General features: G+C 44.8%; 15 protein-coding genes and 2 riboswitches. All 15 genes read left to right on the top strand.

The annotated features are described in order from the left end of the window. Positions 1-58: 58 nt before the first annotated feature. The 15 genes from pgeF to DSBG_RS17150 all read left to right on the top strand — a co-directional run bounded on the left by pgeF (position 59) and on the right by DSBG_RS17150 (position 13,469). A complete protein-coding gene (gene pgeF / locus DSBG_RS17215; protein WP_068965572.1) occupies positions 59-901 on the top strand; it encodes a peptidoglycan editing factor PgeF in 843 nt (280 codons plus the stop codon). A 119-nt stretch (positions 902-1,020) separates the two neighbouring features. Further along, positions 1,021-1,707, top strand: coding sequence for a response regulator transcription factor (locus DSBG_RS17210; RefSeq protein WP_068965548.1), 687 nt, complete (start codon positions 1,021-1,023; stop codon positions 1,705-1,707). Positions 1,708-1,712: 5 nt separating this feature from the next. Next, a complete protein-coding gene (locus DSBG_RS17205; RefSeq protein ID WP_068965546.1) occupies positions 1,713-3,086 on the top strand; it encodes a HAMP domain-containing sensor histidine kinase in 1,374 nt (457 codons plus the stop codon). A 65-nt stretch (positions 3,087-3,151) separates the two neighbouring features. Then, a complete protein-coding gene (locus tag DSBG_RS17200) occupies positions 3,152-4,084 on the top strand; it encodes a biotin/lipoyl attachment domain-containing protein (protein ID WP_068965544.1) in 933 nt (310 codons plus the stop codon). Positions 4,085-4,160: 76 nt separating this feature from the next. Next, on the top strand, positions 4,161-4,844 hold the full coding sequence (locus DSBG_RS17195; RefSeq protein WP_068965570.1) for a YggS family pyridoxal phosphate-dependent enzyme: 684 nt from the start codon (positions 4,161-4,163) through the stop codon (positions 4,842-4,844). 79 nt (positions 4,845-4,923) lie between these two features. Further along, positions 4,924-5,367, top strand: coding sequence for a cell division protein SepF (locus DSBG_RS17190; protein WP_068965542.1), 444 nt, complete (start codon positions 4,924-4,926; stop codon positions 5,365-5,367). After that, on the top strand, positions 5,336-5,644 hold the full coding sequence (locus tag DSBG_RS22010) for a YggT family protein (protein WP_491005787.1): 309 nt from the start codon (positions 5,336-5,338) through the stop codon (positions 5,642-5,644). Before DSBG_RS17190 ends, DSBG_RS22010 begins: the two co-directional genes overlap by 32 nt. A 4-nt stretch (positions 5,645-5,648) precedes the next feature. Next, on the top strand, positions 5,649-6,446 hold the full coding sequence (locus DSBG_RS17185) for a YlmH family RNA-binding protein (protein WP_068965540.1): 798 nt from the start codon (positions 5,649-5,651) through the stop codon (positions 6,444-6,446). Positions 6,447-6,459: 13 nt separating this feature from the next. Next, entirely contained in the window at positions 6,460-6,921 is a 462-nt protein-coding gene (locus tag DSBG_RS17180) for a DivIVA domain-containing protein (RefSeq protein ID WP_068965538.1), read from the top strand. 86 nt (positions 6,922-7,007) lie between these two features. Then, positions 7,008-7,481 (top strand): hypothetical protein, encoded by a 474-nt coding sequence (locus DSBG_RS17175; protein WP_068965536.1) that lies wholly within the window; start codon positions 7,008-7,010, stop codon positions 7,479-7,481. Between the two features lie 294 nt (positions 7,482-7,775). Then, a riboswitch (glycine riboswitch) is annotated at positions 7,776-7,883 on the top strand. Positions 7,884-7,886: 3 nt separating this feature from the next. After that, a riboswitch (glycine riboswitch) is annotated at positions 7,887-7,964 on the top strand. A gap of 108 nt (positions 7,965-8,072) precedes the next feature. Continuing rightward, the gene (gcvT, locus tag DSBG_RS17170) at positions 8,073-9,170 is read left to right on the top strand and encodes a glycine cleavage system aminomethyltransferase GcvT (RefSeq protein ID WP_068965535.1); all 1,098 of its coding nucleotides are present in this window, start codon (positions 8,073-8,075) and stop codon (positions 9,168-9,170) included. A gap of 127 nt (positions 9,171-9,297) precedes the next feature. Beyond that, positions 9,298-9,684 carry a glycine cleavage system protein GcvH gene (gcvH, locus tag DSBG_RS17165; protein WP_068965533.1) on the top strand — a complete coding sequence of 129 codons (387 nt, stop codon included), beginning with the start codon at positions 9,298-9,300 and terminating at the stop codon, positions 9,682-9,684. A 1-nt stretch (position 9,685) separates the two neighbouring features. Beyond that, a complete protein-coding gene (gene gcvPA, locus DSBG_RS17160) occupies positions 9,686-11,026 on the top strand; it encodes an aminomethyl-transferring glycine dehydrogenase subunit GcvPA (protein WP_068965531.1) in 1,341 nt (446 codons plus the stop codon). Continuing rightward, positions 11,023-12,489 carry an aminomethyl-transferring glycine dehydrogenase subunit GcvPB gene (gene gcvPB, locus DSBG_RS17155; RefSeq protein WP_068965529.1) on the top strand — a complete coding sequence of 489 codons (1,467 nt, stop codon included), beginning with the start codon at positions 11,023-11,025 and terminating at the stop codon, positions 12,487-12,489. The genes gcvPA and gcvPB overlap by 4 nt, the downstream gene beginning before the upstream one ends. A gap of 248 nt (positions 12,490-12,737) precedes the next feature. Then, positions 12,738-13,469, top strand: coding sequence for a 2-phosphosulfolactate phosphatase (locus DSBG_RS17150; protein ID WP_068965527.1), 732 nt, complete (start codon positions 12,738-12,740; stop codon positions 13,467-13,469). Positions 13,470-13,586 lie beyond the last annotated feature (117 nt).

The following is a 13,586-nucleotide window of genomic DNA, read 5'->3' as shown; positions in this document are numbered from 1 at the left end:
GGTTTGTCCTCAGAGTGATTAAATGATATATTTAAAGGAAATCGAAGGAGCTGAAGGGATGAGCTGGAAATGGCATAAAAGAGGAAATTTTACCTATCTAACCATTCCAAAATGGTCAGCTGAAGGAATAGACATAGGTTTCTCTACTCGTGTAGGAGGAGTCAGTCAGGTTCCCTACGATTCGTTTAATCTAGGGCTTCATGTGGGAGATGATCCTACTGCAGTTTTGCAAAACAGAGAGCATTGGCTGGATCAGTGGGGGGTTCCCTTGACCAAGGTTGCAGTGGGTGAACAGGTTCATGGTACAAATGTCTTATGGGTCAATGAGGAAGACGGGGGCCGAGGTAGTTGTGAATTGGAGACGGCAATCCCTGCTACGGACGGATTATTGACTCAGAGCTCTGTCGGGCTGATGGCTTTTTTTGCGGATTGTGTCCCTCTTTTTTTCTATTACCCCGATCTCAAGGCAGTAGGGATTGCGCACGCCGGCTGGAAAGGTACTGCCCATAAGATTGGGCAAAAAGTCTTGGAGTTTTTTGAAGAAGCTGGAGGGCGCACTGAGGATGCCTGGGTTGCGATTGGGCCGAGCATTGGTCCTTGTTGTTATTCAGTGGATGAACGTGTTGCAGTACAGTTTCGAGCGAACTATCACGAAACACCGTTTCTGCATAGGCAAGATGATGGGCATTATCTACTTGATTTATGGGAGGCCAACAAGACGTTGTTCTTGGGAAAAGGGGTTCGTCCAGAAAACATAGAGGTTGCTTCGGTCTGTACTGCAGACAATCCTGAATGGTTCTTTTCGTATCGGCGTGATGGAGCCCGTTCAGGACGGATGGCAGGGTGGATCAAATTGCGAGGTTCGAAGTTGGGGGTTCGAGGTTCGAGATGTACGGAGTAGGCGAGGTACGATGCACGAGGTAAAGGAAGCGCGAGAACCATAACTCGCTTTCCCTAGTTCGTGGTTCGAATACCGAACTACGAACCACGAACCACGAACCACGATTAAGGGGGGGTTAGGTGGCAGCAATTTTAGTAGTTGACGATGAGGAACCAATTCTAGAACTCCTCAGATTTAATCTGGAAAAGGAAGGATACCTGGTTTCTGTAGCGAAGGATGGCCAGGAAGCGTTGGAATGTGTAGAGAAGGAACTACCGAATCTCATTGTTCTCGATGTCATGCTACCGGGCATGGATGGTTTGGAGGTTTGTCGGATTCTTCGCTTAAATCCAAGATTTCAGCAAATCCCTATTATTATGTTAACCGCTAAAGGTGAGGAGATTGACACGGTTTTAGGGTTGGAGCTCGGGGCTGATGATTATATGACCAAGCCTTTCAGCCCGCGTGAACTGTTAGCTCGAATTAAAGCTCGCTTGCGTCGTCTCAATTCGACGCAGGAGACAGTTGCTCAAATAATCCGAGGAGATTTGCGGATTGACATAACAGGGTTTCGTGTCCATGTTCGAGGAGAGGAAACTGAGTTAACCCCAAAAGAGTTTGAGCTTCTACGTGTCTTTGCAACTCATCCGGGTAAAGTGTATTCTCGGGATGAGCTCCTGGATCGAATTTGGGGATATGAATATGACGGAGATACTCGGACGGTTGATGTTCATGTGCGTCACCTGCGTTTGAAAGTGGAAAAGGACCCTTCGAATCCCGAGTACATAGAGACCCTACGCGGGATCGGCTATCGTTTTAAAGGTTGAGAAGTATGAGTATTAAATGGCGATTGACCGGACTTTTTTTTGGCATGACAGGGCTTGCCCTACTTTTGTTTTGGGTTGGAGAGAGCGCTAGGTTAGGGCCTGCAGGGTTACCGATTGACTTTGGAGTTGTTGTGCTCGCCTTGTGCTTTCCTGTAGGAGCTGTTTATTTCTACTCCAGTCAACTATCTCGTCGACTGGAGAAACTTCACTTTACCACCCAGCGAATTGCCAGGGGAGATTTTGAGCGCATTGATTTTTCGGATTCGACGGATGAAATCGGGGAATTCACAGCGGAATTGAATAGTCTTTCACGTCACGTAGAGATGATCGTTCAAAAGGGGACCCAGGAAGCACTCAAGATGGAAGCGATTTTGGCAGGGATGCAAGAAGGCGTTGTGGCTGTGGACCATGTTGGTCGAGTTGTTTTAGTGAATGCTGCAGCCGAAAAAATTTTTGAACGCCAAGGCACGGCCAAAGAATTGGAATATTTGTTGGAGCTGACTTACGATTCTGAACTAGAGCATTTAATTCGCAAAGTGCTTTCCGGGCAGCCTTCAGCTACGAGGGAAACGAATATTGCTCAAAGGACAGTACAAAGCCAGATTAACCCTATTTTAAGTGAGCAGGGTAAGCCCAGGGGTGCGGTCATTGTAATTCATGATGTGACGGAGCTTCGGCGACTGGAACAAATGCGCACAGAATTTGTCGCTAATGTTTCTCATGAACTAAGAACTCCGTTGACTTCTATCAAAGGGTTCGTAGAAACACTTTTGGACGGCGCAGCAGACGATCCCTCCTTACGTAGCCGATTCTTGAAGATTATACAAGGAGAAACCTTGCGCTTACAGCGACTTATTGAGGACCTGCTGACGTTAGCTCATATTGAAGGACGTGAAAATCGGGCTGAGGTAAGTTATAGCAAAGTAAGTTCGGTTCAAGAGGCATACGAAAAAGTCAAACCGGTGATTCAAAGTTTTGCCGAGGCCAAAGGAATCAAAGTGGAGGTTGATCTTCCGGAAAATATGCCGCCACTTTTAATCGGAGAAGATCTCCTGAGTCAACTTCTTCTCAATTTATTAGAGAATGCAGTTAAATATACGGCAGAGGGACGTGTCTGGCTACACGCGCAAGTGGGGCGGGAATATATTCACCTTGAATTTGGAGATACGGGTTGTGGTATCCCCGCAGAAATTTTGCCCCGGATCTTCGAACGTTTCTATCGAGTAGACAAGGCCCGTTCGCGGGAGCAAGGCGGAACGGGGCTAGGGTTAAGTATTGTAAAACACTTGGTGGAAGGTACGGGTGGCAGAATTAATGTCTCTTCTCAGCTAGGAGTTGGAACCGTCTTTACGTGTGATTTGCCACGAGCCTTATCGTAGTTCGTGGTTCGTAGTTCAATGAGAACAACGAACTACGAATATCGAATATCGAGTTGGAGGGTGCAATGGAGGGAAAAAGAAGAAAACCAGCCTATTGGTTTTGGGGTATTTTATTCATCGTTCTGACTGGAGGAATCCTGTGGTCCTATCGTTCAAGTCTAACCGCTGGGGATATAAAATTTGCAGTGGCTCAAACCGGAACGATCACCCACGAACGTAAAGTCATGGCAACGTTTGCAAATGAGGAAATACCGATATCTGCTCCGTCCACAGGAAAGATTCAATTTTTAGGTGAAAATGGACAACGCTTTAGACGTGGGGAGGCTGTGGCGATTCTCCAAACCGCAGGCGCAGCGCCAGGAATGACCCAAGATGGGATGAAACAAACGATTCTGGCAGCGAAGGGGGGACTGTTTTTTCATCAAAGCGATGGTTTAGAATCCATCCTGACGAGCCAAAATCTTAATTCAATGGATTTGAATAAATTATTGGCTCAGACTGCCAACGTGAAAACTGCGGGAGCAACTGTACAAGCGGGGGAGATTGTGGGGAAAATTGTTAATAACCTCATCCCGACCCAAGCATTCATTGAACTGCCGAGTATCGATGGGCTCACAATTGGTAAAACATTACGTCTAACTGCGGGAAATCAAACGGTCAGTGCTAAAATTCTACGCAAATCTGATACCCCTAAAGGAGTGATTGTCCAGTTTCCTCATTATGTCGACGGATCAGCGGCCCAGAGGCGTCAAGATATAACGTGGAGCTATCTCCCTTCGACCAGTGGAGTTCTTGTCCCGAAGAGTGCACTGTGGACGCAGGGCGAGGAACTAGGGATCTTTCTTTGGGATGGAGGTGTTGTACATTTCAAAAAAGTAACTGTCCTTGATCAAGATGATAGTCAAGCCTGTATTGAAAACCTTCCAAGTGGTATTCCTGTCGTGATTACACCGCGTGAGGGCCTGGAAGGCTTAGTAGCCGATGTAAAAAATATTTAGGTTTGGGTTTGATAAGCAGGAAACCGGCGAAAGGGCGTAGAAATTAAAGCGAGGGGATATTCTGATGTTGACAGACGTGGATATCAAGCAAAATTTAATTGAAGTTCGTCAGCGGATAGACCAAGCTGTAGCACGGAGTAAAAGAGACCCTAGTACCATCCGATTATTGGCTGTGTCTAAGACTCAACCGGTTTCAAGCTTAGAGGAAGCTTACCAGGCTGGACAACGAGCCTTTGCAGAAAACCGTGTTCAAGAATGGTTGGAGAAAGCTCCTTCTCTGCCAAACGATTGCGAATGGCATTTGGTGGGAAGGTTGCAAACCAACAAAGTAAAGTATTTGGACCAAAACGTTTCGCTGATTCATTCGCTGGATCGGTTCTCGCTCTTAGAGACACTCAACGAGCAAGGGGAACGGCGTCAGATGATTTGGGCAACACTTGTCCAGGTAAATATCGCCCGGGACCCCGCAAAGGCAGGACTCATGCCAGAGGAAGTGCCAGATTTTTTAAATTCCATTGGGGATTATCCCCATGTCCGAGTTCATGGGTTTATGACCATTGGGGCGTTGGAGGCGAGTTCAGCTGAAACACAAGGATTTTTCCGTGAGCTTCGAGTACTACGCGATACTTTGCAATCCCGGAAATGGTCTGGAGTAGACTTGCGAGAGCTTTCGATGGGGATGAGTCAAGATTTCGAATTGGCTATTAAAGAAGGAGCTACCCTTGTCCGTGTAGGACGTCAGATTTTCGGCACTAGGTAGAAAGTATAACTGAAGGTTATTTACTCTCTGAAGAATAAGTGCGACTAAGGCATTAAACCTTGAAAGGAAGGGAATATATATGGCGAAATTGATTGACAAAGTAATTGGAATTATGGGATTCGCTGATGAGGAACTAGAAGATGAGATTTTTGAAGAAGATGATAGAGAAAAAAACGTCCAAGAAGAAGTGCGTACTAGCCGTAAAAATGCGCAGGTTGTGAGTATTCACACTCAAAAGCAAATGCGTGTGGTTGTAATGGAACCAAATTCCTTTGAAGAAGCTCAAAATATTGCAGATCAACTGAAATCTCGGCGACCAGTTATTGTTAATCTCGAAAACGCGGAAAAGGTGTTAGCCAAACGGATTGTTGATTTTATTAGTGGGACAACTTATGCGTTAAATGGCAATATGCAGAAAGTAGGCAATGGGATTTTCTTGTTTGTGCCCAATAACGTTGATATTTCTGGAGAAATGCGTGACGAACTAAAAGATAAGGGATTGTTCTGGCCAAGTTCGAGATAAGGAGGGATTTCTTATTATTTTAATAATCCAAGTTATTGATAAGGTGATTACAATTCTTATTTATGCGATTGTGATTCGGGCAATCCTTTCCTTTGTACCGAATCTGATATCGCACAATAATAAGCTGGTTACCCTTCTTTATGACGTGACAGATCCAATAATTAAGCCTTTTCAACGCTTTCAAATCGGCGGGGGTGCTATGCCAGTCGATTTTTCCCCGATGATCGCAATCATCGTGTTGGAACTCATTCGATCTTTGATCTGGAGGCTTTTCTAATAGCATGAAACATTCGGTAGATCGAAGTAGCCTTGGATTTTGGAGTGAAAAGGAAATGCGTCTGGAAGCAGCCCATTTTTTAGATCAAGTAGATGGGGTGCTCAAAAAGAAGTTAAAACAAGTCACCCCTTTTTTAAGCTTTGCTATGCGGGAGTGGGCTGAGGCTGTTCTGAGGAAGGAACATCTTTCGTTTAGGACTGAGGGAGGGTTCCCTGAAGCAGAACGTGTTCGGATTATTGTAGGTCCTTGGGGAGAAACCTTGGACCCTACAGATGCCGACATTTCGCTGCTCTGGGTGCATCCGTCGGATTCACGTGCTCAACTGGAACATCGCCAGATCTTGGGATCCCTTATGGGTCTGGGGTTTAAACGAGATGTGTTGGGGGACATTCAAGCGGGTCAGCGGGGTTTCTATATAGCCACGACGGCAGAGATCGCTTCGTTTTTATTAGATCATTGGATACAGGCAGGGCGTGAAAAAATTGAAGTTTCACTTTATTGCGAAAAACCAGATGTGTATCCCGACCTAGGTGAAGAAAGCCGTATCACAGTTAATTCATCACGTATCGATGCGCTGATTGCCAATGCGTTTGGAGTTGCGAGGTCTAACGCGCTGGAGTGGATTACGCAAGGTAAAGTAAGACGAGACGGTCTTGTGGTGAGCAAAGCGGAAGCAGAAGTGCGACCTGGCGATATAATTTCTTGCCGAGGGCAGGGGCGTATAAAATTTTTGGAATGTTCCCAGACCCGCAAAGAACGGACGGCTTGGAAAATCGTTCTTTTTCGGTCACAACGGCATTAGGAGGGAAAGAGAGATGGAGATGACGCCTCTTGATATTCGCAATAAAACATTTCGCAAAGGGGTACGAGGTTATCAATGCGAGGAAGTTGAGAAGTTTCTCGAGAACGTGAGTCAGGAGTTTGAAACCATTTACGCCGAGAACTTCGAACTCCGTGAAAAGACAAAAGGGTTGGAAACGGAAATTAGCCACTATCGTCAGTTAGAGAATACTCTGCAGCAGACTCTGGTTTTAGCTCAACAAACAGCAGAAGAAGTTAAGCAGGCGGCACGTCATGAGGCCGAACTTTTGTTGAGGGAAGCCGAACATGAAAAACAAAACAAAGTGTCTGAAGCACAGAAAAGGTGGGACGAAATTCAAGAAGATATACAGGGACTTATGAGAAATCGTGATATACTCAGGACTCAACTAAAGTCTTTCCTGCTTGCCCACCTCGATTTGGCGAATCTGCAAGGACAGAATGAAGTCATAGCTTAAGGGCTTAGTGCTCTGTTGTTGCGAATTAGCTTAGTTTCGTGTTAAAATGTTCTACAGATAACTTTGAAGGAGAAGGATTGTCACCGATGAATAGAATAATTTGTGAGATATCTCCCGACTTTCTCATTCAAGGATTTGGATTGCATCAGGATGAGAATCAGATTTACGTTGGCAAGGTAGGACGCCAAGAGGTTGAACTCTTACCTTCCATTGACGATTTGCAATCAGATTCAAAAAATATTAATATTTTTAGTGTTGGGTTTGCTGAAGCAAGTCACAATTTTCGCCCGGGAGATGTGTTAATGACCGGGAGCGATGATTTGCTCGATCGTGCATTTCAAGTTATGGATGACATTGAGCAACGTTGTGTCGTTGTGAGTTTAATGTCTTCACAGGATCCGACGCATTTATACCTTTCTAAAGAAAACATGGATACTTACGTTCAGGAATGGAAGAGTCGCAAGATCTCTTTTCTGTGTCTGTGGATGGTGGATCCGATTGAGTCGGAAGGACAAGCAAAGCTTGTTACTATCCTGCGCAAAGTTATTTTAAAGGATTAATTATTACTTATACAAATTGATTCTGCATAGAACATATGAAAAGGTTATCTGGGTTAGATGAGTTTTATTTATATATTAAATAATTTTATTAATTCGCGTAATACGGTGTATGATACAGCTGAGTATTGTTTGTCGAGACAGAGTGGTACGGCGAGTGATCTCGTCCCTTCGTAAGAGGGACGGGATTTTTTGTTAGTTATTGTCACGACATTATCCGAAGAATTAATCAAAAGGCACTAGACTAAATAAGGGAAAAGGCTTACTATATAATAAATACTAAATAATTTATATCGGATGACACTAGTGGGAGAGATCTGGAGAACCCAGACGCCGAAGGAGAAAAACCCTTGAAATTGCTTTTTGAGGGAGGAAACTCTCAGGCAAAAGTACTGCTAGAAGACGGTACTCTGGAGAGTTTCTCTTACATAGAGAACACCAAAGGGGAAGCCGGGAACGGCGAATCTCTCAGGTTCAAGGACAGAGAAGGTGCGATGACGCATCTTCTCTGTCCTTTTTTATGCTAGTCAACTCCCATACCGTTTACGGCATCAAGCAAAATGAAATGAATGACAGAATGGAGGAGGTGCCAATATGGTCGAATTAAAAAGAACCCCTCTTTACGAGGAACATCAGGTTGCGAAAGCTAAGCTTATCGACTTTGGCGGCTGGGAAATGCCGGTTCAGTATGCTGGTGTAATTGAAGAACACCAGACCGTCCGCACAAAGGCAGGGCTTTTTGATGTTTCACATATGGGAGAGATCGATGTCCATGGTAAAGAAGCACTGAAATTTGTCCAAATGTTGATTACAAATGATGTAAGTAAACTTGAAGATGGGAAAATTCTTTATTCTCCTATGTGTTACCCTGACGGAGGTATTGTCGATGATTTGCTCGTTTATCGTTATGATTCAAATCACTTTTTTATCGTCGTGAATGCTTCTAACACCGATAAGGATTACACCTGGATGCTTAAACAGGCTAATAATTTTGACGTGAGTGTTGACAACGTCACCGATCAGTTTGCCCAAATCGCTTTGCAAGGACCTTTTGCAGAAACTATTTTACAACGCATTTCCAACATTAATCTATCCCAAATTAAATATTATGCATTCCAACACGGAAAAATTGACAGCGTACAATGTCTTATCTCACGCACGGGTTATACCGGAGAAGACGGGTTTGAAATCTATGTTGCTCCTGAATATGTAAGGCAATTATGGCAAAGAATTTTAGAAATTGGTGCAGCAGAAGGTGTAGAACCGATTGGCTTGGGTGCCCGTGATACTTTGCGATTTGAGGCACGCCTTCCTTTGTATGGAAATGAGTTAGGTCCAGAAATTTCTCCGTTGGAAGCGGGTCTGAGTGCTTTTGTTAAATTAGATAAAACAGCGTTTATCGGTAGGGATGCACTCCAAACCCAGAAGGAACAAGGAATACCGCGTAAGCTTGTAGGCCTTGAAATGATTGGGCGGGGAATCGCTCGCTCTCATTACCCACTTCAAAAGAATGGCGAAGACATCGGATTTGTCACTTCAGGTTCTTTCTCCCCGACTCTTAATAAAAATATAGCTTTGGGACTTATTCGCGCGGATTTGGCAGTTCAAGGTGACAGCCTGGACGTATTGATTCGTGGGAAAGCGGTGCAAGCTAAAATAATACCCACTTTGTTTTATAAACGAGGGAACTAAGGTAAGGCACGAGGCGAGAAGTTGCGGTCAAGTTTTCACTATGAATTGAAGAGGACGTCTGAGTGAAGTGGATTTTTCTAGATGCCCTTAGGGTATGATAACACAAAAATATTAGGAGGATGATTTCATGAATCCAGTAGAATTGAAGTATAACAAAAACCATGAGTATGCCAAGGTCGAGGGAGATATTGTGACGTTTGGAATTACAGATCATGCGCAAGAAAGTCTCGGGGATGTTGTATTTGTAGAACTTCCCGATGAAGGTTCAATGGTAACAGTTGGAGAATCATACGGTACGGTGGAATCGGTGAAAGCTGTTTCGGATATTTCTGCTTCGATTAGTGGTAAGATCGTTGAGGTGAATACTCTGGTTCTGGATGCACCTGATTTGCTTAACAGTGATCCTTACGGGCAAGGCTGGTTAATTAAAGTTGCTGCCGATGACTTATCTCCTCTTGAAAACATGATGACGGCTGCTGAGTATGAAACGTTTTTGTTAGAGGAGGAACATTAGAATGAATTTTGTACCGAATACGGACAGCCAGCAGGAACGACTCTTAAGCCGTATTGGGGTTAAGTCTGTTGAGGAGCTCTTTGCGGATATTCCTGAGAAAGTTCGCTTGAAACGTCCCCTCGCAATTCGGGGGGGGATGGCCGAGCAGGAATTGGTCAAACACGTCAAAGGGTTGGCAAGTCGAAATAAAACGGTGGAAGAATACAGTTCGTACCTCGGAGCCGGTGCTTACGAACATTTTATTCCGAGTTTTGTGGATCAATTGTTATTGCGTTCCGAATTCTACACTGCGTATACACCGTACCAACCGGAGATTAGTCAAGGGACACTTCAGGCGATTTATGAATATCAAACATTAGTCTGCGAGTTAACTGGAATGGATGCGGCTAATGCATCGATGTATGAAGGGGCTTCAGCTTTTGCAGAAGCCGCCCTCATGTGTTGCGATGCGACACGACGTAAAAAAGTACTCGTATTGCAAACAGTGCATCCCGAATATCGCGAAGTCATGAAGACCTATCTACCGCCACGGGGTGTCGATCTTATCGAAATTCCGTATAAAGATGGCGTGACAGATTTGTCTGTCCTTGAAGTAGCTCTACAAGAGGATATTGCAGGAGTACTTATGCAGAATCCCAATTTTTTTGGAAGTCTTGAAAGTGCTGAGGAAATAGTCCAACTTGCCCATGCCAAGGGGGCCTTGATGGTCATGGCGGTCAATCCAATTTCTTTGGGACTATTAAAATCCCCAGGAAAAATTGGAGCAGACATTGTTGTAGGCGAAGGGCAAGCTCTAGGTAACTCCTTAAATTTCGGTGGCCCTTATCTGGGATTCTTGGCTACCAGGGACAAATATGTCCGGCGGATGCCGGGGCGGATTGTCGGTGTTGCCACAGACAAAAACGGGAGAAAAGGATACGTATTAACCCTACAGGCACGCGAGCAACATATTCGACGGGAAAAAGCTACGTCCAATATTTGCTCCAATGAAGCGCTCTGTGCGCTGGCTTTTACCATGCATTTGAGTGCTCTCGGAAAAACAGGAATCAGGGAGTTAGCGTGCCTGAATTTGCAGAATGCTCATTATGCTTCACGGGAGATCGCCAAAATCCCAGGGATGTCTTTAGCTTTCTCTGGACCATTCTTCCATGAATTTGTTGTTGAGACGAAGATTGAGCCGGCTAAAGTTAATGCCATGCTCTTGGAAGATCAGATTATCGGAGGCCTTGATCTGGTTCGTTTCTATCCTGAACTTGATCATCACCTTCTTTTCTGTGTGACTGAGACGAAGTGCAAGGCAGATATTGACCGGCTCGTGGCCAGATTGGGGGAGATCCAATGAAAACATTAGAACCGCTTATTTTTGAGCTCAGCGCCAGTGGACGAAGTGCCGTTAGCTTGCCTGCTTGCGATGTACCGGAAGTTCCTGTCGAAATGATGATTCCTAAACATATGCTCTCACAGCAGGAGCTGGAATCCCAGCTCCCGGAACTAGAAGAAGTGGATGTCGTTCGTCACTTTACACGGTTGTCCACCTTCAATTATGGTTTGGATACTGGGTTTTATCCACTGGGGTCTTGCACTATGAAATATAACCCGAAGGTCAACGAAAGATTAGCTCGCCTACCCGGCTTTACAGCCCTTCATCCCTACCAGCCTGAGTCGATGACTCAAGGGGCTCTGCAGCTTATGGCAGAACTTCAAGACGATTTTTGTGAATTGACCGGAATGGACGGGTTTACTCTCCAGCCTGCTGCTGGTGCTCATGGTGAAATGACAGGGATGTTAATTATTAAAGCTTATCATGAACACCGTCAAGATAATAAACGCACAAAAGTGATTGTTCCAGATTCGGCCCATGGCACCAACCCAGCGACGGCAGCGATGGTCGGTTATGACATTATCCAGGTCCCATCCAATGAGCGCGGAGGGGTCGATCTAGAGGCTTTGAAAAAAGTCGTTAGTGTTGAGGTTGCTGCGCTTATGTTAACCAATCCTAACACGGTGGGACTCTTTGATGAAAATATTTTAGAAATTACTAAAGTGGTTCATGACGTAGGAGGGTTATTGTACTATGACGGAGCGAATACCAATGCAATTATGGGTATCGCTCGTCCAGGGGACATGGGTTTCGACATTGTACATCTGAACTTGCACAAAACATTCTCTACGCCTCACGGAGGCGGAGGTCCAGGGGCTGGACCAGTCGGAGTCAAGGAGTTCTTGGTGCCTTTCCTGCCCAAGCCTATGGTAATTCGTCAGGATGATGGGACATTTACACTTGAGGAGAATCTACCGCTTTCAATTGGTCGGGTACGTTCGTTTTATGCTAACTTCTCGGTGCTCGTTAAGGCCTATGCCTACATTCGAAGCCTTGGCGGGCAAGGGCTGAAGGCGGCATCTGAAAATGCAGTTTTGAATGCTAACTACTTAATGAGTATTCTCAAAGAACACTACTTTCTGCCGTTTGAACGAATATGTAAACACGAATTTATCATTACCCCAAAAAATCTCAAATCTACCGGGGTGCATACCTTGGATATCGCCAAACGCATATTGGACTATGGTTATCACCCACCGACCATCTATTTCCCGATGATTGTTGAAGAGGCCATGATGATCGAGCCAACAGAAACTGAAAGCGTTGAAACGCTTGATGAATTTGCAAAGGTACTCATCCAGATTGCAAAGGAAGCTCGAAGCGAAACAGATCTCGTCAAGAATGCACCGCATACCACGTTAGTCACGCGGTTGGATGAAGTGAGTGCGTCGCGAAAACCGAACCTGCGTTGGCGCAATAGTTAAAATGATGGGTTGATCTAAGTGATTTGTGAATAAGTTAAAATGCTACTCTTTCTCGTGAAAGAGTGGCATTTTTAACGTAAAAATAACTGTATTTTGTTTGGCAAAAGTTAAGAGAGCTATTCTTTTGAAATATTTGCAGGATTTCCGGTTAATAGGTTGAATGAGTAATATGAAGGTAGGTAAAATGTCGATTTCTATGGAAACAGAAATAGTGTAATAAATTATAACTCATGGATGGGGGTGATTGCATGCAGATTGAAGTATTACCAAATGCGGGTTCGCCGCTTTTACCCTACCTAGAAGATAAATTAGTCATCGTAATTGATGTTTTAAGAGCCACAAGTACCATGGTAACTGCTTTGGCTAATGGGTGTCAGGCTATAATACCCGTGCTTACGCCGGAAGAGGCCTTGGAAAAGCGTTTGACCCTTCCGGGGTCTTTATTAGGGGGAGAACGCCAGGCGTTGCCGATGGAAGGATTTGATCTCGGCAATTCACCCTTTGACTACGTTCCAGAGAAAGTAGGTGGCAAGCGAGTCATTATGACGACGACGAATGGCACACGGGCTATTCGCGATGCAAGTGCTGCGCCTATGATTTGGATGGCTTCATTTCTGAATATGCAGAGCATTGTTTTGGCGATTGCTAAGCAATTTGAAAACAACTGTAAATTCGATGGGGTTGTGGTGTTTTGCGCTGGCACCGAAGAACGTTTTGATCTGCCCGATACTCTTTGTGCGGGAATGCTTATTGATGCCTTAGGGCCGAGTGTTGTGCTTAATGATTTGGGTGAAGCTGCACGTATATTATATCGCAGCTCAGAGACTCATATCATAGATAAGATCCGAGATTCAGTTCATGGAAAAAAACTGATTTCTTTGGGGTTTGAACGGGATCTAATTTATTGTTCTACCCCTAATATTTTGCCGATCATCCCAGTCTTTGAAGATGGGGAAATTGTTTGGTTGACGAAGGAGTGAAGAGGCCCCCCTATACCCAGGTGATGTCCATTCAACCGTCCCTCCGCAGTTTAGATATCCAAATATTTAAAAGGACCTAGGCAGTATGAACTTTACTGCCTAGGTCCTTTTAAATAT

Source organism: Desulfosporosinus cupriresistens (genome assembly GCF_001707885.1).
Classification (GTDB): Bacteria; Bacillota; Desulfitobacteriia; order Desulfitobacteriales; family Desulfitobacteriaceae; genus Desulfosporosinus.
Note: the sequence above shows the minus strand (reverse complement) of the source record. Positions and strands in the feature narration are given on the sequence as shown.

Bases quoted from the DNA above. Each gene is read 5' to 3' on its own strand.
- pgeF (WP_068965572.1), top strand. From the start codon at position 59: ATGAGCTGGAAATGGCATAAAAGAGGAAATTTTACCTATCTAACCATT.
- DSBG_RS17205 (WP_068965546.1), top strand. From the start codon at position 1,713: ATGAGTATTAAATGGCGATTGACCGGACTTTTTTTTGGCATGACAGGG.
- DSBG_RS17200 (WP_068965544.1), top strand. From the start codon at position 3,152: ATGGAGGGAAAAAGAAGAAAACCAGCCTATTGGTTTTGGGGTATTTTA.
- DSBG_RS17190 (WP_068965542.1), top strand. From the start codon at position 4,924: ATGGCGAAATTGATTGACAAAGTAATTGGAATTATGGGATTCGCTGAT.
- DSBG_RS17185 (WP_068965540.1), top strand. From the start codon at position 5,649: ATGAAACATTCGGTAGATCGAAGTAGCCTTGGATTTTGGAGTGAAAAG.
- DSBG_RS17180 (WP_068965538.1), top strand. From the start codon at position 6,460: ATGGAGATGACGCCTCTTGATATTCGCAATAAAACATTTCGCAAAGGG.
- DSBG_RS17175 (WP_068965536.1), top strand. From the start codon at position 7,008: ATGAATAGAATAATTTGTGAGATATCTCCCGACTTTCTCATTCAAGGA.
- gcvT (WP_068965535.1), top strand. From the start codon at position 8,073: ATGGTCGAATTAAAAAGAACCCCTCTTTACGAGGAACATCAGGTTGCG.
- gcvH (WP_068965533.1), top strand. From the start codon at position 9,298: ATGAATCCAGTAGAATTGAAGTATAACAAAAACCATGAGTATGCCAAG.
- gcvPA (WP_068965531.1), top strand. From the start codon at position 9,686: ATGAATTTTGTACCGAATACGGACAGCCAGCAGGAACGACTCTTAAGC.
- gcvPB (WP_068965529.1), top strand. From the start codon at position 11,023: ATGAAAACATTAGAACCGCTTATTTTTGAGCTCAGCGCCAGTGGACGA.
- DSBG_RS17150 (WP_068965527.1), top strand. From the start codon at position 12,738: ATGCAGATTGAAGTATTACCAAATGCGGGTTCGCCGCTTTTACCCTAC.